Origin of the sequence: Candidatus Zymogenus saltonus, from assembly GCA_016929395.1 — a bacterium.
Classification (GTDB): Bacteria; Desulfobacterota; Zymogenia; order Zymogenales; family Zymogenaceae; genus Zymogenus; species Zymogenus saltonus.
The window spans coordinates 15,097-37,122 of sequence record JAFGIX010000010.1 but is presented as its reverse complement, the minus strand read 5'-3'; the positions used below and the strand labels follow the sequence as shown (position 1 = coordinate 37,122).

The following is a 22,026-nucleotide window of genomic DNA, read 5'->3' as shown; positions in this document are numbered from 1 at the left end:
AAAATATAAGTCTTTCAAAGAGGTGTCCGGATGTTTAAAAGGATTATGGTTCCCATAGAGACAAAGGAGAAATCCGAAAACGCCATCAAGATTGCCTATGAGCTCGCCATTGTCCACAATTCCGAAATCATACTGTTTAACGTTATAAAAACAAAATCCCTTAACGCCGTGGAAGAGATCTCCGATCTTGAGCGGGAAGAGCAGAGAAAGGAGCTGGAGGAAGATAGATACAAGATGCTCTACTCAATCAAGAAGACCGCGCCTAACAACATGATGAAGGTCTTTATTGATATCGTCGAGGGAGAGCCCGCATCGAGGATTACGGAGGAGGCGAAAAAAAACAAGGTCGATCTCATAGTCATGCCGAAGACCGGCAAGATCGGACCCAGGAGGGTGCTCGTCGGCGATATCTCCGTCAAGGTCGTCGAATGTACGGACATTCCCGTTATGATGGTTGCCTGATCACTGAAGGTCCCGTTGTTGTTCCCAATTCCAGATTTCACTCATACCCCTTGATTGCCGCTGATGAGAGACACATTCTCCGAACCTGTTATAGTTGCCGTACTTGGCCATACTTGCAATACTGGATATAAAACAATCTGCACCCCCGATTTCCCGATGCCCGTTGATTTGTTGTCTCCCGGCTGCAACAAAAACATATTGCCGTTTCCGGTCACCGGTATTCCCTCTTTCCCGACGATTAAAAAAGAGTTGTAATCGGCTTGACGACAATCTCCCGAGTTCAATCTCCATATTTTTTACATACGGATATTTTGTCTTGTCCCTCTTGTACCTCAAGCTCACTAAATCGTATCTATTGAACACCCAATATTACGAGATTTCCCTATAGAACTCCTCCATATGCTCTATTACCCGTTCCGACCTTGTGTATTGGAAGAAGTGTCTTCCCCCCTCGACGATCCTGTAGCCGCGGCAGTCGAGAAGCTGTCTCTCGATAAGCCCCATCGCGTTGACGGAGTTTACCATGTCGTTGTCGCTGTTTATAAGGAGGATCGGGATATTTAAACTTACAAGCCCGGTCGTCCAGTCGTAATGCGACAATGTCCAGACGTTTCTCATAAACCATCTTCTTATACTTTTTACATCAGCCGTTTTCCTGATGGCGGAGAACGCCTCGCCCACCCGCTCGTACAGGAGGGTGTCGTCCCTGTTCCCGCTGCATAGCCTTGACACCATCTCCACAACGATCTTGTCCGGAACCGGGATGAACCTCAAGACGTCGGCAAGCATTTTCTTCCAAGGGGACATGCCCATCGTCGGTCTCGCCGACAGGGTGATCTTCGAGGAGACGCCCTGGGAAGGGCCTTTGGGGGATATTATCGCCGAGTTCGAGGAGTTCATGGTTATGGAGCTTAAGACGGCCGTCTCAAAAGCCCCGAATGTCAAGACGATAAATCCGGATCTTGCAGCAAGGCTCGTCGCGTGGACGATCGAATCCATGACGCACCACTTCGTACTGTACGAGAATGATAGGTTCGACGACGAAGAGCTGATAGGCGAGATATCGCTTTTGGTCGGGAGGTATCTTTTCGGCCCGGGCAAAAGGAGTCGAGCTTCCGGGAAATCATAGGTTTTAGCTTGATTTTTCACCACCTGTTGTGGTAAAAGAAAATATGAGCTTTTCAAGGCGAATCGGTAACGGCACAAACGAGAGGTAAACATCGTGTTTTTTAGAAACGTACTTTTAAAGAGCGTGTTTTTAAAGAAATTCTTGGTATTGATAGTTCTACTGTTCATTGCGGCCCTTTTCCCCCTGGGAACGGCCTTATCCGAGGAGGGAGGAAAGAGCATCTGGGACAAGGCGCAGGAGATGATGGACGATGGGAAATACGCGGAGGCGGTATCGCTCTACTCCCTTGCCATCGAGGGAAACCCCACCAATCCCGACATATACGACGCCTATTTCAGTCGGGGGGTCGCGCTTTCCTACCTCAAAAAGTATGACAGCGCCCTTGAGGATTACACGAAGGCGATCGAGCTAAAGCCCGACTTCAAGGAGGCGTATCTGGAGAGGGGCCTTCTCCAGCTTGCCCTAAAGAAACTCGACGAGGCGATAGCCGATCTGGACATGGTGACAAAGCTCGACTCGAAAAGCTACGTGGCGTACGCGAACCGCGCCATCGCCCGCTTCATCAAGGGAGACGGCGTGAAGGCGCTTTCCGACATAGAAAAGTCGATCGAGATAAATCCGAATTGCGCCGGATGCCATTATTCCCACTATAAAATCCTCTGGTCTCTCGGAAGGGACAAAGAGGCGGAAGAGGCGTTTAAAAAGGCACATTCACTTGACCCAACCTACGAGAGACTGGGAGGTAATTGATGGAAACTACTGAAATGAAACAACCCGTTGAACCGATGGAGCCCGACCGTGGAAAATCCAGAAATCGATCTTTCTGTGTAGGATGTTTGATAATAGTCCTTCTCTTAGTTGGATTGGTTGTCGGATCGATCGTGTTCTTTAACAATGTGCTCGAAAAGGAATTCGGTTTCGAGATTTTTAAGGGCGGAGAAAAAACGGAGGAGCCCAAAACGCCCGATTCGGTCACTCCCATACCGGACGTCAAAGACGTGGTCGATTTTACCGTAATCGAGCAGTCGCCGGCCCACATGAACATCGGGGTGAAGCCGGACATCACCGACTCCGAGATAGAAAAGCTGAACCTCTACCTCTCCCACGAATATTTCCTGAACTCCGCGATGTATAACATCGCCTACCTCAACAAGGACGCCCCGGCCACAGGTGAGGTCATAGCGGTCTACAACTACAACGAGTACACCGGGACCGATAAGCTGACCATCCTGCCGAAAGAGCTGAGGTATCCGGGGGAGTAGGGGGGGAGGGAAAGATTATATAGTATGGTGAAATTTGCTCTCAAATTTAATAATAGGTAATGACTTCGAGGATGATTATGGATGTGCCAGAAAAGATTTTAGAGCTTGTCGATATCTTTGATCGTAATCGGGATGCCTATCTTTCCGGGCATTATAAGGAAGCCGAGATACGAAGTGAATTCATTAACCCTTTTTTTACCGCATTGGGTTGGGATGTCAACAATGAAAAAGGCTATGCGCCGCAGTACAGGGATGTGATTCACGAAGCGGTCGTAAAGGTGGGCGGGGTGACCAAGGCGCCCGATTATTCATTCAGGATTGGCGGCACAAAGAAATTCTTCCTTGAGGCAAAAAAACCTTCCGTTGATATAAAGGAAGACATAGCCCCCGCATTTCAGCTCAGGCGTTACGCATGGTCTGCGAAGATGCCCCTTTCTATCCTCACCGACTTTGAAGAATTCGCCGTCTATGACTGCCGCGTTAAGCCTGTAAAAACCGATAAGGCCTCCAATGCCAGGGTGTGCTATTTTACGTATAAAGAATACGAGAAAAAGTGGGGAGTTATTTCTGATGTGTTTTCAAAGGAGGCCGTTCTTAAGGGAAATTATGACCGGTTTTTTGAGGATAAAAAATCTCCAAAGGAAGAGGTGGACTCGGAGTTTTTGAAGGAGATCGAGTCTTGGCGCGATCTGTTGGCAAGAAATATTGCCATAAGAAATCCGAGCCTCACAACGAGAGATCTAAATTTCGCCGTTCAAAAAACAATCGACAGAATTATCTTTTTGAGGGTATGCGAGGATAGGGGCATAGATGATCAGGGGAGGCTCATGTCTCTTCTTAACGGCGAGAATATATACCGGAGGCTGATTCAAATATACCATCAGGCGGACGACAGGTTCAACTCCGGCCTCTTCCATTTTTCGAGGGAGAGAGACAGGCCCGGAGACCCGGACACGTTGACGCTGTCTCTCGATATCGACGACAGGGTTTTAAAAGATATAATCAAAGACCTCTATTACCCCGAAAGCCCCTATGTGTTCTCCTTCATACCCATTGACATTCTGGGGCAGGTGTATGAACAGTTTCTGGGGAAGGTCATAAGGCTTACGCCCTCCCACCGGGCGGTGGTGGAGGAAAAGCCGGAGGTCAAAAAGGCGGGGGGCGTCTATTACACGCCTACCTATATCGTTGACTACATAGTGGATAACACGGTTGGCAAACTGCTTGAGGGGAGCGCTCCTAACCGCGTATCCAAGATGCGGATTCTGGACCCGGCGTGCGGCTCAGGCTCTTTTCTAATCGGTGCGTATCAGAAGCTTCTTGACTGGCACAGAAATTTCTACGAAGCGGACGGCGTGGAGAAGCACAAGAAAGAGCTGTATCAGGGGGCGGGGGGCGAATGGAAGCTGACCACGGCCGAGAAGAAACGGATTCTGTTGAACAATATTTACGGAGTCGACATTGACAATCAAGCGGTGGAGGTGACCAAGCTCTCGCTCCTTTTAAAGGTGCTGGAGGGGGAGAGCGAGGAGACAATAAACACGCAGCTAAAGATGTTCAAGGAGCGGGCGCTCCCCGACCTCGGGGATAACATCAAATGCGGTAACTCGCTATTATCAAGAAAACATCTCTATGAGTTTGATTTATTTGAGGAAGAAGAAACTAATCCATTTGACTGGGATAATGAGAAGTTTGGTTTTGGTACGATAATTAAGAATAATGGATTTGACTGTATTATTGGTAATCCACCATATTTGAAAACTCAAATTTTACAAGAATTCCAACCGAAAACAACGGAGCTTCTAAAAAGAAGTTATATATCTGCGAGTGGTGGTAATGTCGACATATATATAATTTTTATCGAAAAGGCTTTAGAACTATTATCTAATAATGGTTTAATGGGTTTTATTTGCCCACATAAGTTTTTTAATTCTAATTATGGTCAAAATTTAAGGAGAATTATTTCGGAAAATAGAAATATTTACAAGATACTAAATTTTGGTATTAACCAAATATTTGAGAATGCAACAAATTATACTTGTCTACTTTTCTTAACAAAAAAAGCACAGATTCATTTTGATTATTATAAATTTGACGAGGAGATTGATAATTTGGAAAATGAAGTAAATAAAGGCATTAGTTATTTAAACATTAGTTCGTCAGAATTGTCAGAAAATAATTGGGTTTTCTTAGACCCAAAATTGGAATTGCTTATTGAAAAAGTAAGAAGAAACAAACAAACTTTGGAAGAAATCACATCAAATATTTTTCAAGGGCCTAAATCTGGCGCAGATCCTGTTTTTATATTGGAGATTTCTGAAAAAGGTGAAAAAACTATCAGATGTTTTTCTAATTCAGTTGGTGAAGAGATAGAAATAGAAAAAGGAATTTTAAAACCTTATGTAAAAGGGAAAAAAATAAAGAGGTATAAAGTAGAAAAAACGAATGAATTAATTATTTTCCCATATAACGAAAAAGGGATTTTATTTACAGAAAAAGAATTATTAGATAATTATCCTTTGGCATATAGTTACTTGTCAAGAAAACAAAATAAAGAGATTCTAAATTCAAGAGAAAAGGGCAGATTTAAAAAAATATGGTGGTCATATAGTAGACCTCAAAATATGCTATTACTAGATAGAAATAAGATATTAACACCATTTAATGCTTTTAATAGCTCATTCTTTTATGATACTAAAGGAGGTTTCATTTTTAGTGCAGGTGTTTCGGGTGCTTATGGGATTTTACTAAATAGTGAAGTGAATATAAACTACGAATATTTATTAGGAATTTTGAATTCATCGTTATTAGAGATATATCTGAAGTCAATATCTACAGCTTTAAGAGGTGGTTTCTATTCTTTTGAAAATAAGTATATAAAACAGCTCCCAATTTATTTACCGGAAAAAAGTGATGAAGATAAAAACAAAATATGTAAAGAAATTGAAAATAATGTAAGAAAAATTATTGAACTAAAAAAAGATGATACTAAACATGCAGATGTTGATTTTCTAGAAGATAAGATTGACAGCCTCGTCTATGAGCTTTACGGCCTCACCGATGAGGAGATCGCCATTGTGGAGGGCGAGGGGAAATAATCTCCCCCCACCACCCATTTTCCATATATCCACCCGATTGCTTCGCCGCTTAGCAGGCTCGCTCCTCGCAGTGACGGCCCTTGCCGACCCCCTTGCCCAATCAACCCCGCACTTGATTCACCCATCATTATTTTTGCAATTCAACGGCAAAATGTGATAATATCAATCAATATCAACCCATTGATATTTTGGAGTCAGTATGAAGCTGAAGGTCGTTGTACACAAAGCGGAGGAGGGGGGCTACTGGGCCGAGGTTCCCGCGGTACCGGGCTGCGTCACCCAGGGGGACACGTGGGAGGAGCTCCTGCCCAATATCTACGAGGCGGTGGAGGCGTGCCTCTCGCTGGATACCGAGGAGATCGAGATTTCCGATGAGGATGTGGTTCTGGAAATCGCGGTATGAAGGCAGTTACGGGAAAGGAGTTCGCAAAAATCCTTGAAAAGAAGGGCTGGGAGCTGAAGATCATAAGGGGAAGTCATCATATCTATATGAAGGAGGGGAGGAAAGAGCGAATAAGTGTGCCGGTTCACGGCAACAAAGACCTTAAGATAGGTCTCTTAAGAGCGCTGATGAAGATCGCTGAAATCGAGGAGGACGAGTTGTAAACAATGGAAATTAGTCAATCCTTCCTTTCCTAAAAATTCTCACCCGATTGCTTCGTCGCTTCGCAGGCTTACTCCCCGCAATGAAGGCCTTTTTTTGTGAGTGTCTTATTTTGGTCTTTCATTATATGTCATTCCCGTGAAAACGGGAATCCAGTAAATATCAATCTGGATTCCCAATCAAGTTGGGAATGACAGTATACATTGCGGGCGCGGCAATCGGGCATTTTTCACCCCCATCTCGGCATATCTACTTATTAATATGTGAGCACCGCCCAGTCGTCGCTCTTCAGCATCTCCGTCAGCGAAGCCCCCACATGCTGCACGTCAATTCCGAGCGCGGAGAGGTCGTCGGATATGCCGTATATATCGGCGCATGACTTGCACGCCTGAATTTCCACCCCGGCGTCCATCATCTTCGCAATATGGTCCTGAAGCTCCTTGTCTTTTAAGAGAAGCCTTGACGACGGCCCCCAGACGATGAGCTTGACCGTCCCCCACCAGCCGCGGAGCTTCGAGTTCAAGGTATACATGAAGGCGGTGCCCAACGCCACTTCTTTGTCCGCCGAGCTCCAGATAACGCACAGCTTGTCCTTATCAGCCATCTTTGCAACTCCGAAATATATTTCGGAATATGATATATTCGATTTTCATCGGTGTCAATGTTTATTGGGAAATGGGGGAAAAAGGGAGGAAAAAGAAAGACAAGAGGACAGACAGATAAGGGGCTTAAGCCCCTTGTCTCGGTTAAGCCCCTTGTCTTAAGTCCATCATGAGCTTGTCGAATGGTGGAGGCGGCGGGAATCGAACCCGCGTCCGAAGACCTTCACCCGAGGCGTCTACATGCTTATTCGCCGTTTTTTACCGCCCCTTCCGGCCCCCGGCGAAGAGGTCCTGTGAAGAGGGGAGCCCGTTAGGTTTTAATCCACCGCCTACGGGCGTCGGCTGTGGCTTATCCCACATTGCGACGTCCTTTCATCCCCGGTGGGAACGGGAAATCAGGACGCTGGCCTATTTACGCGGCCAGAGCGTAATCGTAGTTGTCTGCGATTATATTTTTCTCCACCGTGATTAACGGGTAGGTGAATCTCCCCGGCATGCAGCATCGAGATCAATTATCCCCGTCGAAACCATGTCGCCCCCAAGATTTGATTTCAAAGAGCCGTTAAGATGATGTTTTAGAATGGATGAATAATATATACCTTGATTTTGAAAATATCAAGTCACAAATTAATTCAGATAACACCGTTTTTGTTAAATAGTTTCACCCGATTGCTTCGTCGCTTTGCAGGCTCACTCCTTGCTATTTTCGAGTGATTGAAATCCGCTTTGTCGTTCCCGGCGGCTATAACGGGAATCCTTATTCTGTCATTCCCAACTTGATTGGGAATCCAGAAAGTTTTTTTTGCTGGATTCCCGCTTCCGCGGGAATGACAGTATATTCTGAATCCCCGCTTCCGAAGGGAATTAGACTTAATTTATAAACAAAGCAACCGCGTGTTGCTTGTATTAACCCGATTGCTTCGTCGCTTGCCTTTTAAAAAGGCTCTCTTCTCGCAACCACAGCCTTCGCCGACCCCCGTTCAATGCTTCCTCCCCCGGTCTTTCATCGCCCGCTCCATGTCGCGCTTCTCGTCTTTTCTTTTTATCGACTCCCGCTTGTCGTACTTCGCCTTGCCCTTGCCGAGGCCTATCTCCACCTTCGCCCTTCCGTTCTTGAAATATATCGTCAGGGGGACGAGGGTGTAGCCCCGCTCCCTCGACTTCCCGTAGAGCCTCTTTATCTCCCGTTTGTGGAGGAGGAGCTTCCTTTCCCGCATCGGGTCGTGGTTTTTGTGCGTCCCGTAGGGGTAGGGCGTTATGTGGGCGCCCACGAGGAAGACCTCGCCGTTTTTCACCTGGCCGTAGGAGTCCTTTAGGTTCGCCCTTCCCTCCCTGAGCGACTTCACCTCTGTGCCGACGAGCACCAGCCCCGCCTCGAAGGTGTCCTCGATGAAGTACTCGAACCTCGCCTTCTTGTTCTTGGCGATTACCTTTACGCCGTCAGCCATAAAGCTCTATCCTTCACAGATTCTGATGATCTTGGGCCTCATTGACCGATACCTCTTGAAGACCGGATCGAAGAGCCTGATAATAATAAGGCACCCTACCAGCGCCAGGAGCCCGCCGAAGGCCGCCGCCCCTTCCTTTGCGATGCCGACCTGTCCGGAGACCAACTGCCCCGCCCCGGCGCCCAAAATGAGCGCTATTATCGGGACGATGTAGACAAGAAAAGACGCCTTTAGCAAAGACGCCTCCTCGATGCCGATCTCCACCATGTCCCCCGCCTTTGCCCCTACCTCGTTGTCCACGCTTACCTTGGCGTCCCTGCCGCCGCCGAAGGTATGGCACGCCCCCCTAGCCCCGCACCCCTCGCAGGCGGAGCTGCGGTTGACGAGAACTAAGGCCATGCCGTCCCTCGATTCGATAACTTTTCCCATTTCTAAAATCATCAAATTATTATAGCAGATTTGAAAGAAGATTGGAACTAAATTCGACGGCTTCTTTTTGTACAATTGACACCGAGAGACGTTTTATCGATAAAACTTTATTGACACCGCGCCGCAATTTGAGTCATAATGCTGAAGGCAACGGCCGTATTCATTTAAGGCTTTTTACAGAAAAAAACTGCAGATGGGAGAAGTTTGATGGCAGAAAAAATCTACTTCGCGGACGCCCGCGCCGACATGAAGCAAAACCTCTTTACCAAGATCGGAGCCCTGATAAAGGCGGTCGACGTGCCGGGGAAGATCTCAAAAAGGGCTCTCACGGCCATAAAAGTCCACTTCGGCGAGCGGGGAAACACCGCATACTTAAGGCCCGCCTACTGCAAGCCGTTTGTTGACGTCGTCAAGGGGGCGGGAGGTCTTCCCTTTGTAACCGACTGCAACACCCTCTACATCGGGGCCAGGGGTGAGTCGGTATCGCACCTGATGTGCGCCCACGACAACGGTTTTACGCCAGGTGCATTGGGCGCCCCGATAATAATCGCCGACGGCCTCAGGGGAGACAGCGTCGTCAATGTCCCGATCGACGGCGAGATATTCAAGGGCGCCGTTATCGGGGCCGACATCGTCAAGGCGGACTCCCTGATCGCCCTGACCCACTTCAAGGGGCATGAGCTCTCCGGCTTCGGCGGCGCGATAAAAAACCTCGGTATGGGGTGCGCGGGAAGGGAGGGAAAGCTCGCCCAGCATAGCAACGTATCGCCTAAGGTGAGCGCGAAGAGCTGCATCGCCTGCGGCATCTGCGCCGAGAACTGCCCATCGGGCGCCATCATCGTAGAGGACGTTGCGGTCATCAACTCCGAGGTATGCATCGGGTGCGGGCAGTGCATCCTGAGCTGCCCCAACGGATCGATAAAGATCGTCTGGGACTCATCCTTCGAGGAGTTTCAGAGAAAGATGTCCGAATACACACTCGGCGTCGTCAAGGGGAAGGAGAAGAAGATGGTCCTCTTCAACTTCATCATCAACGTGACGCCGGCGTGCGACTGCTACCCCTTCTCGGACGCCCCCATTGTCGGGGACATCGGGATCGTCTGCGGAACGGATCCCGTGGCTATAGACCAAGCGTCCGTCGACCTCGTGAACGGGGCCGCCGGAATAGAGGGAACGGCCTTGAAGAAAAACCTGGAGCAGGGAGGAGACAAGTTTCGGGGGGTGTATCCGAACGTTGACTGGTCGATCCAGCTCTCCCACGGAGAGAAGGTCGGCCTTGGAACCAGAGACTACGAGTTGATAAAGGTGTAGATATGACAGATTACAAGACCCTTATATTTGAGGAGCCGGAAAAGGGGATCGCTCTTGTTACCTTCAACCGGCCCGAGAGCCTAAACGCCATTGATACGGCGATGCTGGACGACTTCGACAATCTCTTTGACAGGCTGAATCATGACGACTCGATCAGGGTCCTGGTTCTGACGGGGAAGGGAAGGGGATTCAACTCCGGGGCGGACCTTCAGTCGGCGACGGCCCACAAGGATGCAAAGCCCTTCTCCGACCCGGAGATATTCCTCAAGATGGTTCAGGAGAGGTACGCGTCGGTAATCCTGGGATTAAGGAGGATACCCCAGCCGGTGATCGCGGCGGTCAACGGCCCGGCGGCGGGAGGCGGTTTCTGCATTACGCTTGCCTCCGACATAAGGATAGCCGCGCCCGAGGCCTTTTTCCTGGCGCCTTTTATCAATATAGGGCTGACCGGCGGCGAGCTGGGGACTACATACTTCCTGCCGAGGCTCGTGGGGCTTTCCAACGCGACCGATATCGTAATGACCGGAAGGAGGGTCCCTGCCGACGAGGCGTTGAGGATAGGGCTTGTCAGCAAGGTCGTTCCTTTGGATAGTCTGGTAGGGGAGGCGCTTGAGGTCGCAAAAGTGCTCCTCCAGAAGACACGGGGGGCGCTGAAGCTCACAAAGCGGGCATTGGATCAGAACGTCAACGCCCCTTCCCTCGAGACGGCGTTGGATCTCGAAAACAGAAACCAGACCCTGATGGTCTTTTCGGGGGCCTTCTTCGATCTGATAAAGTCGTTCGCATGAGGCGATGATCCGAACCGGCAAGGCCTCCCGAACAAGTACGATATATATCAGGACTGATTTTCCATGAGGATTATCCTTGTAACCCACGCGGAGACGGACGATGCCCCGCCCAGGTTTCTTTCGAAAAAGGGGGTAAAGGGAGCGAAGTCGGCGGCGGGCCGTATCCGAAGGCTCATGGGAGATGACTTCAGGGTTACCAAGGCGGTTTCCTCCCCAGCCGTCCGCTGCATTGAGACGGCGCTTGTGATCCTAAAGGAGCTTTCCGGGGAGAGGTTGAGGAGGCTCGACACAGACCCCCGTCTTATGGCGGCTAAGGAGCCGATGGAGCCGGATCAGCTGTTAAGGGCGATAAAGGACTACGCCTGCGACGGGATATTGATCACGCTCCACTCTGACCTCGCCAACGCCCTTCCCAAGAGGGAGAGGATCGAAGGCGTCATCGACGGTTGGTTCCAGACGAGACCGGTCCTCGCGATAATCGATTGGGAGGAGGATCGCCCCTGGGATGGGAACAGGGTGCTGACGCTTCTGGGGCCGGACGGCAAACCCTTAACCGAACCCGATATCGATGATAAAGAAAAACCACTTCTCCTGACGTGAGGAAGACAATGATCAAACTGAAAATCCCTAAAAATGTTATGGAAGGAGCCGAGCCCTTCGAGCATTCGGCCAAGGGCTCTAAAAAGGCCGCCCTCCTCCTCCACGGCCTGACCGGAACGCCCTCCGAGATGCGATACCTCGGCGAGAGGCTGAACGGGGAGGGTTACCATGTTTTCGCCCCACTCCACCCGGGCCACGGGACAAGCATCAAGGAGCTCAACAGGACCAGGTGGGAGGAGATATACGAATCGGTGGAGAAGATTTTCAAGGAGATTCGGGGCGAATTCAAAGACCTCTTTGTAGCCGGCCTCTCGATGGGGGGGCTTCTGACGCTGAAGCTCGCCATAGACTACGGGGACGATATAAGGGGCGCCGCTTCCCTCTCTACGCCGATGCGGTTCGCTGAATGGAAGGCGAGGGCCCTCCTCCCCGTTGCCGCGGTAACGGGTCTTATGTACCTAATCCCTGACGTGCCGAAGACGATTCAGGACGTGGCCGATAAGAGTGGGGATACCCACGTCTGCTACGACCACGACTCGGTCAGGGCGACCGTCTCCATCGTGAAGCTGATGAAGCTCGTCAGGTCAAATCTATCGAAAATAAATACACCCCTTCTTATAATGCAGTCGAAGATAGATTCGGTCGTGGCCTTCGAGAGCGTCGACATCATCTACAACGGGGTGTCGTCCGCGATAAAAGAGAGGGCCATAGTCGAAAAGTCCCTCCACACGATAACGGTGGATGTGGAGAAAGAAGTTGTTGCCGATGCCGTCGTCTCTTTTTTCAACGCGAGGGGGTAGCCGGGGTCGCCGTTTTTATTTTAACGAACTGATTTGACCGAGAGAAACCGCGGCATCCGTACCCAACGACAATATCTTGAATGTCCAAGGAAGACGTGCTGGGGCCTTCATTCGAGGCGGGGGGGCAGCCGGTGCATCGCTCCTTCTCTGAAAACAACATCCGCCCGTTTATCCCCAGTTGCCGTATAAGATATTAAGGCTCAATAGAAGCCGTCCACATTTCACAAAGACAGCCGAAATAGAAAAGGAAGTGAGTTGCAATTTGAGGCGTAGGGTTCAGATAACCTCGAACCTGAAGTCGCAGAAGTCGTCCCCCCTGGCGAGGGCGCCCTTCCTGACGAAGCGAAGCCCCAGCTCCCCGCAGATTTGGGGGAAGAAGACGTCGTCTCCATAGCAGCTGGGGAGCGCCGTCTTCGGCACGCCCAGGAGCCTCGGGATCTCGCGGAAGGCGCAGTATGTGACGTTGATCTGGAAGGCGTCGGCAGAGTCGTAGACCAGCTCGTTCTCATGGAGGCCCGCCCTTTTGTCCGCCTCCATGAGCGCCAGGATGTAGGACTTAGCGGCGTCGAGGGGCTTTTCTAATGCGAGGAAATCTGAGGTCGACGGCAATATTTCGGACATCAACTCCAAGGCCGTCCTCTCAGCTATCTCGTAAGATGTCTCGAGGGCGTCCTCCTCCCCGACCATCTCCGTAAGTGCGCAGAAGGCGGAGGACTGTAATATGATGTTTTTTATAAAGGCCTCGTCCGTGAGGCCCCTCTCCCTGACGGTGCCTAAGTCCACCGCCGAAAACTCCCTCTCGGCGCTCTTCATCATGAGGCCGAGCTTCATTAATCTCAAAAGCCCCAACCGCTCCCTCAATATCCCCATAGCCGCCCTCTCCACCACCTTTATTACGCGGGGCGGGATCGCCGCGGTCGACTCGTTCATCGGAACATCGTAGTTCTTGAGGTTTTTTATGTCCCCTTTTATATCCATATATTCACCTCACTTGCCTGATGAGCCGAAGCCGCCTTCGCCCCTCTCCGTGTCCGTAAGCTCGTCCACATCCTCCCACACTAGATGGACGACCGGCGAGATAACGAGCTGGGCGATCCTGTCTCCGGGATTCATATCGAAGGGGGTGTCGCCGAGGTTTACCATAATCACCCCTATCTCGCCCCGGTAGTCGCTGTCTATCGTCCCGGGGGTGTTTACCGTCGTGATGCCGTGTTTTAAGGCCAGGCCGCTCCTTGGCCTTACCTGCCCCTCGTACCCCTCCGGTATCTCCACAGCAATCCCGGTGGGTATCAGAACCCGCTCCATCGGCCTGATAGATAAGCTCCTTTCGAGGTGGGCCGTGAGGTCAACACCCGCAGAGCCGGCGGTCTTGTATTGGGGGAGCCTTCCCGAAAATCCGCCTACCCTCTTGACCCTGATCTTTATCTCCTTCATGGACACCCCGTGAAATAAAATTGTTCGTTTTTTGTTTCGACTCGGTTCTCAAGCGGCACGATTATAGCACAAAAGGACACAAAAAGGGGACCCAAGCCATTGAGTCTCCTGTTTTTTATAATAAGCTTACTCCGAGCAACCTTCCCCCCCCCACCACCAACAGACATTTCCCCCCTTCCCACATGTACACAAGAACCACTCCACCAGTTAGTTACAAAACAATCATCCCAACCCCCCGGACTATTTCTTCATCACATACTCGTTAATCGCCCTGGCGGCCTTCTTGCCGGCGCCCATGGCGAGTATGACGGTCGCCGCCCCGGTGACGATGTCGCCGCCGGCGAAGACTCCTTCCCTCGACGTCAAGCCTGTCTCCTCGTCGGCGATTATCGTGCCACGCTTCGATGTATCGAGGCCGGGCGTGGTCGCCGGGACCAGCGGGTTTGGGCTGTTTCCGATCGCCACGACCGCCGTGTCGATTTCGATTACAAACTCCGATCCCTTGATCGGAACGGGGCGCTTCCTGCCGGAGTCGTCCGGCTCGCCCAGCTCCATCCTCAGGCACTCAACCCCCTTTACCCTTCCCTTGTCGTCCCCGATGAAGCGGATCGGGTTCGTGAGGAGCTGGAAGTTTATTCCCTCCTCCTCTGCGTGGTGGATCTCTTCATTCCTCGCGGGCATCTCCACTCTCGATCTCCGGTAGATGATGTAGGAGTTATCCGCGCCGAGCCTCAGGGCCGTTCTGGCGCTGTCCATGGCGACGTTTCCGCCGCCGAAGACTGCGACGTTCTTTCCCCTGACTATCGGCGTGTCGTATTCGGGGAAGAGGTAGGCTTTCATCAGGTTTGAGCGCGTCAGGTATTCGTTGGCGGAGTAGACGCCGATCAGGTTCTCGCCGGGGATATTCAGAAAGAGGGGAAGGCCCGCCCCAGTGCCGAGGAAGACGGCATCGTATTCCTCCAACAGCTCGTCGACCGTCCTGGTTTTTCCGACGATGTAATTGCTTATAAACTTTACTCCGAGCTTGCCCAGATAATCGACCTCCGCCTTGACTATCGCCTTGGGGAGCCTGAACTCCGGGATTCCGTAGACGAGGACGCCCCCCTCCTTATGGAGGGCCTCCATGACGGTCACATCGTGGCCCATGAGCCTGAGGTCTCCCGCGGCGGTGAGTCCCGCCGGCCCGGATCCAACGACCGCTATCCTTTTCCCCGTCGATTTCGGAATCTCGGGGATAAAGACATTACCTTTGTTCCGCTCGTAGTCGGCGGCGAAGCGCTCCAGCCTCCCGATAGCCACGGGATCCCCCTTCTTCCCGACAACGCACCTGACCTCGCACTGGTCTTCCTGGGGACATACCCTGCCGCACACCGCGGGAAGGCCGTTCGTCTCCTTTATCTTCCTAATTGCTCCATCGAAGTCCTTGTTTTCGATACAGACGATGAAACCGGGGATGTCTATCTCCACCGGACACCCTTCCACACAGGGAGGTTTTTTGCACTTCAGGCAGCGCTGAGCCTCCGTAACCGCAGTATTTTCATCGTAACCGTAGGGTACCTCATCGAAGTTCTTGCCCCTGGCCTTGGGGTCTTGTTCAGGCATCTTCTGCCTGGGTATTTTCATTCGATCTTTAACTTCCATCTTGACTGCTCCCGTATCTATTTCTTGTCCCGCAAAAAGCACTGCATCGATTCGTGTTCTTGTTTTCCATAGGCGCTCTGACGCGTCATCAGCTCGTCAAAGTCGACCTCGTGGCCGTCGAACTCAGGGCCCTCCACGCAGGCGAACTTGGAAACCCCGCCTATCGACACCCGGCATCCGCCGCACATCCCGGTGGCGTCCACCATGATGGAGTTTAGGCTCACTATTGTCTTGATATTGTGGGGCCTCGTCACTTTGCTTACGGCCTTCATCATGACAACGGGGCCTATCGCCACAACAACATCGATCTTTTCGCCTCGTTTTATCACGTCTTCCAGGACCTGGGTCACGAAGCCCTTCGTCCCGTAGGAGCCGTCGTCGGTGCATATCAGGAACTCGTCCGAGACGCTTTTCATCTCCTCTTCCATGATGAGGGAATCCTTGTTCTTTGCGCCGATTATGGTTATGACCCTGTTTCCGGCCTTTTTCATCGCCTCGGTGATCGGGTACATCGGGGCGATTCCGACCCCGCCCCCGACGCATACAACGGTGCCTAATTTCTCGATATGGGTGGGATTTCCGAGGGGACCCGCGAGGTCCATGATGTTATCCCCCTCTTTGAGGGTGCCCAGAAGCGATGTTGTCTTTCCGACCTCCATGAAGATTATTGTGATGGTTCCCGCATCCTTGTCGGCGTTTGCGATGGTTAGGGGAATCCGCTCCCCCTGCTCGTTTATCCTCAAGACTACGAACTGACCCGCCTTCCGCTTCTCGGCTATCAGCGGCGCCTCCAGCACCATCTTGACCGTGTTTTCCGACAGCCTCTCTTTTTTTAGTATCTTTGCCACCTTAATCACCCATTCCCTTTAATTGGTTTTAAAAAATCTACAGCTCCAACAGAAAGGGGAAGACCCCCTTGCAACTCATTTTTATATCAAGATCGACCTTCCCCGTGATAAGAAGGTACAAGTTGCTCCTTACGACCGGCCTTTTAAATCTATTCTATATCACTTATATCAAAATCACAAAATCGACCTTCCGAGTGATAAGGGGGATACAAACTACTCCTTACGACCGCCCCTGCTCTTTTTTAACAATCGATCCTCGCCCCATCTTCCCCCCACCTTCCTCCCACTTTACCATCACCTTCCCCCGTCTGTAGTCAATGTAATTCCCCGAAATCTCAAAAATTAACCTTTTCCCCCTCCTCCTCATCAAATTCGGACAACTCCGGCATTCCCCGTTCAAAATTTATGCTCTTCCCCTCGACTCTTCAATCTTGTTCATCAGCCCCAGGAGGATGCCCAGTGTAATGAAGGCCCCTGGGGGGAGTATCATGACTATCAGGGGATAGAAGCCCTCGCCGAAGAGGGTGATCCCCAATATGGTGCCGTTTCCGAATACCTCCCGGATGGCGCCGAGGACAAACAGCCCGAGGGTAAACCCGATTCCCATTCCGAGGCCGTCCAGCAGAGAGGCAACAATCCCGTTCTTCGAGGCGAAGGCCTCGGCCCTGCCGAGGATTATACAGTTGACCACGATCAGCGGTATAAACAGGCCGAGGGTCTTGTGGAGGTCGTGAAAATAGCCGTTCATTACGAGATCCACTATGGTGACGAACGAGGCGATGATGACAATGAACGAGGGGATCCTGACCTTGGGCGGAATGACGTTTTTCATAATCGAAATGACGAGGTTGGACGAGACAAGGACGAAGGTGGTTGCAAGCCCCATCCCTATTCCGTTTATTGCGGCCGTCGTGACGGCAAGCGTGGGGCACATTCCCAGAACGAGCTTGAATATCGGATTCTCGTTCCAGAGGCCCTTGGTGAGTTCTTTTAGGTTGGACATATCGAACCCCTCTTTTTACTTTCGATTTGTTTGTCACTCGCTCGATGGAGCGCCCTCGTCCCTTTTTTTCATCTTCACCATTTCGAGGATCTCCTCCCTGTGCTCTGAAAACCTCTTTAGCTCCTTATCAACCGCGTAGACCACCGCCCTGGGGGATATGGTGGCGCCGGTGATCTGGTCGATGTCCCCCCCGTCCTTTTTCACGGCCCACTTGGTGTTTTCGAGGGTTCTCCCCTTAAATATCGAGAGGAAGACGCTCTCGGTGATCTTGGAGCCGAGACCGGGGGTCTCCGCATGTTTTATTATCTCTATTCCGTTTATGGTGTCCTCTTTATCGACCCCTATCATCACGGCAATCTCACCGCCGTATCCTTCCGAGGAGGATCCCTCGAAGGCCACGCCGACCAGATCTCCACCCTTTTTCGCTATATAGTATTCCTTTTCGATATCCTTGCCGGAGTCGTCCTTGCCCACGACAATCGACACGCTCTCCTTGTCCGGCTCGTTGTCGTATTCAGGGAGCACCTTCCTGATGGCCTTGAGCTTCTCTTCCCTCAAGGCTTGGGCTATCGGTTCTCTGGTAAGCTTCTCGATCTGGGAGAGCGCCGCCGCCGCCGCGAGACAGATCAGTGTCAAAACGAGAATGAGCTTTCCAATCTCCTTCATCTATCGCTACCCCCGTATCCTGTTTCTTCTGTTTATTGCCGTCATTTTTGCCTTAAAAAATTTTCCCATCCCCCTTATACCTTCCTCCCATCCTCCTATCCCTTTCAAATCTTTTTCCCATCCCCCATCTCAATTAAATACCCCGCTCCGCCACTAGAAATGTTCTCTACAGCCCCGGCTAACCCGCCTTCGCCTCGTCTATCTTTATGTAGCCGAACTTCTTGGGAACAGTGTACCTGTCGATTATCGGCGTTGCGGCATTCATGAGGAGTATGGAGAACGCCACCCCCTCCGGGTATCCGCCGAAGAGGCGGATCACCACGGTGATTACTCCGCACCCGATTCCGAAGATTATCTTTCCCCTCGGGTATACCGGTGAGGTCACCATATCGGTCGCCATGAAGAACGCCCCGAGGACGAGCCCGCCGGCGAGGACGTGAAAGATCGGGTTTGCGTACCTCGTCGGGTCGACCAGCCAGAATATGCCGGTCATTACAAATACGGTGCCTATAAAGCCCGCCGGGATGTGCCACGTTATATATTTGCGATAGAGAAGAAATGCCGCTCCCAGAAGGAGGGCCAGGACCGACATCTCCCCCATGCTTCCGCCCATAAACCCGGTCGTGAAATCGAGATAATTGTACCTGCTAAGGTCGATGGCGCCCTTGAGCATCAGCTCCGTCTTGACCTCGCCCAGTGGCGTCGCCACGCTTACGAGGTCGGCCCCGGAGAAGAGGGGCGCCGGCTTTATCCAGGATGTCATCTGGACGGGGAATGAGATCAAAAGCAAGATCCTCGCCACCAGAACCGGATTGAAGGGGTTGTACCCCAGACCTCCGTAGATCTGCTTTCCGAGGACTACGGCGATCACCGAGCCTAAGACGACGAGCCACCAGGGGGACGACGGGGGGATGTTCATGGCAAATAAAATTGCCGTGACCAGGATGCTCCCATCGGTTACCGTTATGGGGCGGCCCATAATTTTTTGCGCTATCGCCTCGCAGGCGAGGCAGGAGACTATGCTCAGGCAGTAGATTACAATCGCCGCCTTGCCGAAGAAGAGTACGGAGACGATAACGGCCGGGATAAGGGCGATCACCACCGAGTACATCACCCTGGGAATGGAATCCGCCGTGTGGATGTGGGGCGATGTGGTTATGATATAGCCGGCTCCACTTTCTGTCATACCCTTCTTGATCTCACCCTTTTTCGCCGCGCCCCTTTTGTCATCGCTTTCGTTGGTCACGCCCTTTTCCTCCTTGCGGCCTGAATTTCCGCCTTTGCGTACTTGGCGTAATGGACAAGCGGAATGTGCGAGGGGCATTCGTAGGCGCAGCATCCGCATTCGATGCAGTCCATGACGTTGTTCCTTTCCGCCTCGTTGAACATCCCAAGCTCCGTGTATCTCCCGAACATCAGGGGCGTCAGGCCCATGGGGCAGACCGTGACGCAGTTCCCGCAGCGGAGGCACGGCCCCTGGGCGGTCGTGTCGAGCATCTCATCGGTCAGGATCAGGATACCCGACGTCCCCTTGATTACAGAGACGGAGAGGTCGTACTGGGCGAGACCCATCATCGGCCCGCCGAGGATCACCTTTCCCACGTCCTCGGAGAGTCCCCCGCAGTAGTCGATCACCTCCGATATAGGAGTCCCTATCCTTATCTTAAGGTTTTTCGGGTTTTTTATTCCGGGGCCGGTGACTGTCGTTATACGCTCGACGAGGGGCCTTCCGAGCGCCACCGCGTCGTGAACGGCGACCGCCGTCCCGACGTTCTGGACGACGACGCCCACGTCCATGGGGAGCCCCCCGGAAGGGACATCCCTGTTCAATATCGTTTTTATAAGCTGTTTTTCCGCACCCTGGGGGTACCGTACCTTCAGGGGGACTATCTCCACATTGTCCTCTTTCACCACATCCCTCATCGCCTCTACGGCGTCCATCTTGTTGTTCTCTATCCCCACGTATATCTTCTTGACCCCGAGGACCTTGCCGATGAGCATGGCGCCGGACACCACCTTCTCAGGCATCTCCAGCATGACGCGGTGGTCCGCCGTCAGGTACGGCTCGCACTCGGCGCCGTTTATTATAAAGGCGTTTATCGGCTTCTCCTTGGGCGGCGAGAGCTTGACGTGGGTGGGAAACGTGGCACCCCCCATTCCCACGATGCCGGCGTTTTGGATTATAGACTTTATCTCGTCCGGGGAGAGGGCCTCGTAATCTGTCCTTGGTTTTATTGATTTGTCCCACTCGTCTGTTCCCTCCGCCTCGATAACGACGGTGGGCATCGACCTCCCGAGGGTGTGGGGGTGATCGACTATTTCAACCACCTTCCCCGAAATCGAGGAGAAGACCGGGGCCGACACGAAGCCGCCCGGATCGGAGAGCCTCGTTCCGATATTCACCTTGTCTCCCGGCTCAACCACCGGACTCGACGGCGCGCCGATATGCTGGGAGAGGGGGATGTAGGCCTTTTTCGGAGGGGGCATTTCTTCTATGGGGAGACTCCTCGTCAGCTTCTCCTCAGGCGGGTGAACACCCCCCGAAAACCTGTATGTCTTCTTCTTATTCATGGGCTCGATCTTCTCCCTAGAGATAAGGGGCCAGATAAGGGAGCCAGACAAGGGGCTTAAGCCCCTTGTCTCCCCTTTTCTATCTATTATCGCGATATTATTTATTAAAACCGTTTAGTGCCTTTACCTAAAGCCAATATATCCTTAAGCCATTCCAGTTCATCCCTCCCCAACTCATTACAAGCCGGCTAACCGGCGACGACCGCCCTTTTTACTCCCTCGACCTTTTTTAAGGTCACAGCATTCCTCTTGCACTGATCCACGCAGATGCCGCACCCGATGCACTTCTCACCGTCCACCACGTGCATCTCCTTGGGTGTGCCGGAGATGGCGTTTGTCGGGCACGCCCTTGCGCAGAGGGTACAGCCGTTGCACTTATCCGAGATCTCGGCGACGAGGCGGTAATCCCGATAATCGACGATCGAGCCCGTGGGGCACTTGGAGACGCATATACCACAGCTCCTGCACTTGTCGTAATTGATTCGGGCGAGATTGTCTGTTATCTTTATCGCCTCGAAGGGGCACGCCTTTTCGCAGGCCATGCACGATATACACCCCACACTGCATAGTTTTTTGACCGCTGCCCCCTTTTCCCTCGATGAACAGAGGACGTGGACGGTCTTGCTTACCGGGGCGAGGTCGATCAGCGACTTGGGGCACGCCTCGACGCACTTCCCGCAGGCGGTGCACTTGTCTATATCGACCACCGGAAGCCCCGCCTCGGTTAAGGTTATTGCGCCGAAGGGGCAGACGTCCCTGCACGTTCCGAGGCCGATGCAGGCGTAGGCACAGAGCTTGGGCCCGTTTGACATCATGTTTGCGGCGCGGCAGTCGGTCACGCCGAGGTATCTGAATTTTTCGCCGACGCCTCCCGCGGGGAAATTGCAGTGTATCACGGCGTGTTTCTTCTCGGTCTCGGTGTAGATGATCCCCATGACGTCCGCTATGGCGAGGGCGCTTTGTTCGTCGACGGCGGAGCAGCTTTCGATCTTCCCCTCTCCGCTGACTATCGCCGCGGCGAGGGCGCTGCAGCCGGGGTAGCCGCAGCCTCCGCAGTTGGCCCCTGGGAGGAGGTCGGCGATCGTATTTATCCTTGGATCGATATCGACGTAGAAGACGCGGGAGGCCACGGCGAGTCCCAAAGCCGCGATGAGGCCCAATCCCGCCAATGTCAACAGGGCTGACAGCATGATTTTATCCCTCCCCTCCCGTATTTAAGATTTCGACAGATTCAAATGCCTTGTCCATCGTTCATCCGTTTCCATCCCTCGGCTCCGCCTCCCTTTCCGTTACCTTGCCCTTTCCGCTGTTCTCCATTTTCCTTTGTCCA

The 22,026-nt window shown here is 52.1% G+C and carries 24 protein-coding genes and 1 other RNA gene; 11 read left to right on the top strand and 14 right to left on the bottom strand.

The features are described from left to right. Positions 1-30: 30 nt before the first annotated feature. On the top strand, positions 31-462 hold the full coding sequence (locus JW984_02345; protein MBN1572016.1) for a universal stress protein: 432 nt from the start codon (positions 31-33) through the stop codon (positions 460-462). A 369-nt stretch (positions 463-831) separates the two neighbouring features. Here JW984_02345 and JW984_02340 read toward each other — a convergent pair whose 3' ends face one another. Then, on the bottom strand, positions 832-1,275 hold the full coding sequence (locus JW984_02340; GenBank protein MBN1572015.1) for an alpha/beta hydrolase: 444 nt from the start codon (positions 1,273-1,275) through the stop codon (positions 832-834). Here JW984_02340 and JW984_02335 point away from each other — a divergent pair. The 6 genes from JW984_02335 (at position 1,268) to JW984_02310 (ending at position 6,557) form a co-directional block, all read left to right on the top strand. Further along, positions 1,268-1,591 carry a hypothetical protein gene (locus JW984_02335; protein ID MBN1572014.1) on the top strand — a complete coding sequence of 108 codons (324 nt, stop codon included), beginning with the start codon at positions 1,268-1,270 and terminating at the stop codon, positions 1,589-1,591. The genes JW984_02340 and JW984_02335 overlap by 8 nt on opposite strands. Positions 1,592-1,684: 93 nt before the next feature. Beyond that, positions 1,685-2,341, top strand: coding sequence for a tetratricopeptide repeat protein (locus JW984_02330; protein ID MBN1572013.1), 657 nt, complete (start codon positions 1,685-1,687; stop codon positions 2,339-2,341). Then, entirely contained in the window at positions 2,341-2,853 is a 513-nt protein-coding gene (locus tag JW984_02325; GenBank protein ID MBN1572012.1) for a hypothetical protein, read from the top strand. The genes JW984_02330 and JW984_02325 overlap by 1 nt, the downstream gene beginning before the upstream one ends. A 77-nt stretch (positions 2,854-2,930) precedes the next feature. After that, positions 2,931-5,951, top strand: coding sequence for an N-6 DNA methylase (locus tag JW984_02320; protein ID MBN1572011.1), 3,021 nt, complete (start codon positions 2,931-2,933; stop codon positions 5,949-5,951). Positions 5,952-6,150: 199 nt separating this feature from the next. After that, positions 6,151-6,354 (top strand): type II toxin-antitoxin system HicB family antitoxin, encoded by a 204-nt coding sequence (locus JW984_02315; protein MBN1572010.1) that lies wholly within the window; start codon positions 6,151-6,153, stop codon positions 6,352-6,354. After that, positions 6,351-6,557 carry a type II toxin-antitoxin system HicA family toxin gene (locus tag JW984_02310; GenBank protein MBN1572009.1) on the top strand — a complete coding sequence of 69 codons (207 nt, stop codon included), beginning with the start codon at positions 6,351-6,353 and terminating at the stop codon, positions 6,555-6,557. The genes JW984_02315 and JW984_02310 overlap by 4 nt, the downstream gene beginning before the upstream one ends. 254 nt (positions 6,558-6,811) lie before the next feature. Here JW984_02310 and JW984_02305 read toward each other — a convergent pair whose 3' ends face one another. The 4 genes from JW984_02305 to JW984_02290 form a co-directional block, all read right to left on the bottom strand. Continuing rightward, entirely contained in the window at positions 6,812-7,159 is a 348-nt protein-coding gene (locus tag JW984_02305) for a DsrE family protein (GenBank protein MBN1572008.1), read from the bottom strand. Between the two features lie 181 nt (positions 7,160-7,340). Then, positions 7,341-7,697, bottom strand: a transfer-messenger RNA (tmRNA) gene (gene ssrA, locus JW984_02300). A 440-nt stretch (positions 7,698-8,137) separates the two neighbouring features. Further along, a complete protein-coding gene (gene smpB / locus JW984_02295) occupies positions 8,138-8,605 on the bottom strand; it encodes an SsrA-binding protein SmpB (protein MBN1572007.1) in 468 nt (155 codons plus the stop codon). 6 nt (positions 8,606-8,611) lie between these two features. Beyond that, positions 8,612-9,034, bottom strand: coding sequence for a SoxR reducing system RseC family protein (locus JW984_02290; protein ID MBN1572006.1), 423 nt, complete (start codon positions 9,032-9,034; stop codon positions 8,612-8,614). A gap of 207 nt (positions 9,035-9,241) precedes the next feature. On the opposite strand from JW984_02290, the gene JW984_02285 reads away from it, so the two are divergent. The 4 genes from JW984_02285 (at position 9,242) to JW984_02270 (ending at position 12,533) form a co-directional block, all read left to right on the top strand. Continuing rightward, positions 9,242-10,345: a DUF362 domain-containing protein gene (locus JW984_02285; GenBank protein ID MBN1572005.1), complete on the top strand. Its 1,104-nt coding sequence runs from the start codon at positions 9,242-9,244 to the stop codon at positions 10,343-10,345. A 2-nt stretch (positions 10,346-10,347) separates the two neighbouring features. Further along, complete coding sequence (locus JW984_02280; GenBank protein MBN1572004.1) at positions 10,348-11,133, top strand: enoyl-CoA hydratase/isomerase family protein; 786 nt, start codon at positions 10,348-10,350, stop codon at positions 11,131-11,133. 63 nt (positions 11,134-11,196) lie between these two features. Continuing rightward, complete coding sequence (locus JW984_02275; protein MBN1572003.1) at positions 11,197-11,733, top strand: histidine phosphatase family protein; 537 nt, start codon at positions 11,197-11,199, stop codon at positions 11,731-11,733. Positions 11,734-11,741: 8 nt separating this feature from the next. After that, positions 11,742-12,533, top strand: a complete 792-nt coding sequence (locus JW984_02270) for an alpha/beta fold hydrolase (GenBank protein MBN1572002.1) — start codon at positions 11,742-11,744, stop codon at positions 12,531-12,533. Positions 12,534-12,809: 276 nt separating this feature from the next. Here JW984_02270 and JW984_02265 read toward each other — a convergent pair whose 3' ends face one another. The 9 genes from JW984_02265 to JW984_02225 form a co-directional block, all read right to left on the bottom strand. Then, entirely contained in the window at positions 12,810-13,511 is a 702-nt protein-coding gene (locus JW984_02265; GenBank protein MBN1572001.1) for an L-2-amino-thiazoline-4-carboxylic acid hydrolase, read from the bottom strand. Positions 13,512-13,520: 9 nt separating this feature from the next. Then, positions 13,521-13,967, bottom strand: a complete 447-nt coding sequence (dut, locus tag JW984_02260; GenBank protein MBN1572000.1) for a dUTP diphosphatase — start codon at positions 13,965-13,967, stop codon at positions 13,521-13,523. Positions 13,968-14,207: 240 nt separating this feature from the next. Next, a complete protein-coding gene (gene gltA, locus JW984_02255; GenBank protein ID MBN1571999.1) occupies positions 14,208-15,608 on the bottom strand; it encodes an NADPH-dependent glutamate synthase in 1,401 nt (466 codons plus the stop codon). A gap of 17 nt (positions 15,609-15,625) precedes the next feature. Continuing rightward, positions 15,626-16,456: a sulfide/dihydroorotate dehydrogenase-like FAD/NAD-binding protein gene (locus JW984_02250; protein ID MBN1571998.1), complete on the bottom strand. Its 831-nt coding sequence runs from the start codon at positions 16,454-16,456 to the stop codon at positions 15,626-15,628. Between the two features lie 403 nt (positions 16,457-16,859). Continuing rightward, a complete protein-coding gene (locus JW984_02245; GenBank protein MBN1571997.1) occupies positions 16,860-17,459 on the bottom strand; it encodes an electron transport complex subunit E in 600 nt (199 codons plus the stop codon). A gap of 33 nt (positions 17,460-17,492) precedes the next feature. Next, positions 17,493-18,125 carry an RnfABCDGE type electron transport complex subunit G gene (locus tag JW984_02240; protein ID MBN1571996.1) on the bottom strand — a complete coding sequence of 211 codons (633 nt, stop codon included), beginning with the start codon at positions 18,123-18,125 and terminating at the stop codon, positions 17,493-17,495. Positions 18,126-18,303: 178 nt separating this feature from the next. Next, the gene (locus tag JW984_02235) at positions 18,304-19,311 is read right to left on the bottom strand and encodes an RnfABCDGE type electron transport complex subunit D (GenBank protein MBN1571995.1); all 1,008 of its coding nucleotides are present in this window, start codon (positions 19,309-19,311) and stop codon (positions 18,304-18,306) included. A gap of 56 nt (positions 19,312-19,367) precedes the next feature. After that, positions 19,368-20,696: an electron transport complex subunit RsxC gene (gene rsxC, locus JW984_02230; protein ID MBN1571994.1), complete on the bottom strand. Its 1,329-nt coding sequence runs from the start codon at positions 20,694-20,696 to the stop codon at positions 19,368-19,370. 188 nt (positions 20,697-20,884) lie between these two features. Continuing rightward, positions 20,885-21,886, bottom strand: coding sequence for a 4Fe-4S binding protein (locus tag JW984_02225; protein MBN1571993.1), 1,002 nt, complete (start codon positions 21,884-21,886; stop codon positions 20,885-20,887). Positions 21,887-22,026: the final 140 nt, after the last annotated feature.

Coding starts and splice junctions, on each gene's coding strand:
- JW984_02345 (MBN1572016.1), top strand. CDS start 31: ATGTTTAAAAGGATTATGGTTCCCATAGAGACAAAGGAGAAATCCGAA.
- JW984_02335 (MBN1572014.1), top strand. CDS start 1,268: ATGCCCATCGTCGGTCTCGCCGACAGGGTGATCTTCGAGGAGACGCCC.
- JW984_02340 (MBN1572015.1), bottom strand. CDS start 1,275: ATGGGCATGTCCCCTTGGAAGAAAATGCTTGCCGACGTCTTGAGGTTC.
- JW984_02325 (MBN1572012.1), top strand. CDS start 2,341: ATGGAAACTACTGAAATGAAACAACCCGTTGAACCGATGGAGCCCGAC.
- JW984_02320 (MBN1572011.1), top strand. CDS start 2,931: ATGGATGTGCCAGAAAAGATTTTAGAGCTTGTCGATATCTTTGATCGT.
- JW984_02315 (MBN1572010.1), top strand. CDS start 6,151: ATGAAGCTGAAGGTCGTTGTACACAAAGCGGAGGAGGGGGGCTACTGG.
- JW984_02310 (MBN1572009.1), top strand. CDS start 6,351: ATGAAGGCAGTTACGGGAAAGGAGTTCGCAAAAATCCTTGAAAAGAAG.
- JW984_02305 (MBN1572008.1), bottom strand. CDS start 7,159: ATGGCTGATAAGGACAAGCTGTGCGTTATCTGGAGCTCGGCGGACAAA.
- smpB (MBN1572007.1), bottom strand. CDS start 8,605: ATGGCTGACGGCGTAAAGGTAATCGCCAAGAACAAGAAGGCGAGGTTC.
- JW984_02290 (MBN1572006.1), bottom strand. CDS start 9,034: ATGGGAAAAGTTATCGAATCGAGGGACGGCATGGCCTTAGTTCTCGTC.
- JW984_02285 (MBN1572005.1), top strand. CDS start 9,242: ATGGCAGAAAAAATCTACTTCGCGGACGCCCGCGCCGACATGAAGCAA.
- JW984_02280 (MBN1572004.1), top strand. CDS start 10,348: ATGACAGATTACAAGACCCTTATATTTGAGGAGCCGGAAAAGGGGATC.
- JW984_02275 (MBN1572003.1), top strand. CDS start 11,197: ATGAGGATTATCCTTGTAACCCACGCGGAGACGGACGATGCCCCGCCC.
- JW984_02270 (MBN1572002.1), top strand. CDS start 11,742: ATGATCAAACTGAAAATCCCTAAAAATGTTATGGAAGGAGCCGAGCCC.
- JW984_02265 (MBN1572001.1), bottom strand. CDS start 13,511: ATGGATATAAAAGGGGACATAAAAAACCTCAAGAACTACGATGTTCCG.
- dut (MBN1572000.1), bottom strand. CDS start 13,967: ATGAAGGAGATAAAGATCAGGGTCAAGAGGGTAGGCGGATTTTCGGGA.
- gltA (MBN1571999.1), bottom strand. CDS start 15,608: ATGGAAGTTAAAGATCGAATGAAAATACCCAGGCAGAAGATGCCTGAA.
- JW984_02245 (MBN1571997.1), bottom strand. CDS start 17,459: ATGTCCAACCTAAAAGAACTCACCAAGGGCCTCTGGAACGAGAATCCG.
- JW984_02240 (MBN1571996.1), bottom strand. CDS start 18,125: ATGAAGGAGATTGGAAAGCTCATTCTCGTTTTGACACTGATCTGTCTC.
- JW984_02235 (MBN1571995.1), bottom strand. CDS start 19,311: ATGACAGAAAGTGGAGCCGGCTATATCATAACCACATCGCCCCACATC.
- rsxC (MBN1571994.1), bottom strand. CDS start 20,696: ATGAATAAGAAGAAGACATACAGGTTTTCGGGGGGTGTTCACCCGCCT.
- JW984_02225 (MBN1571993.1), bottom strand. CDS start 21,886: ATGCTGTCAGCCCTGTTGACATTGGCGGGATTGGGCCTCATCGCGGCT.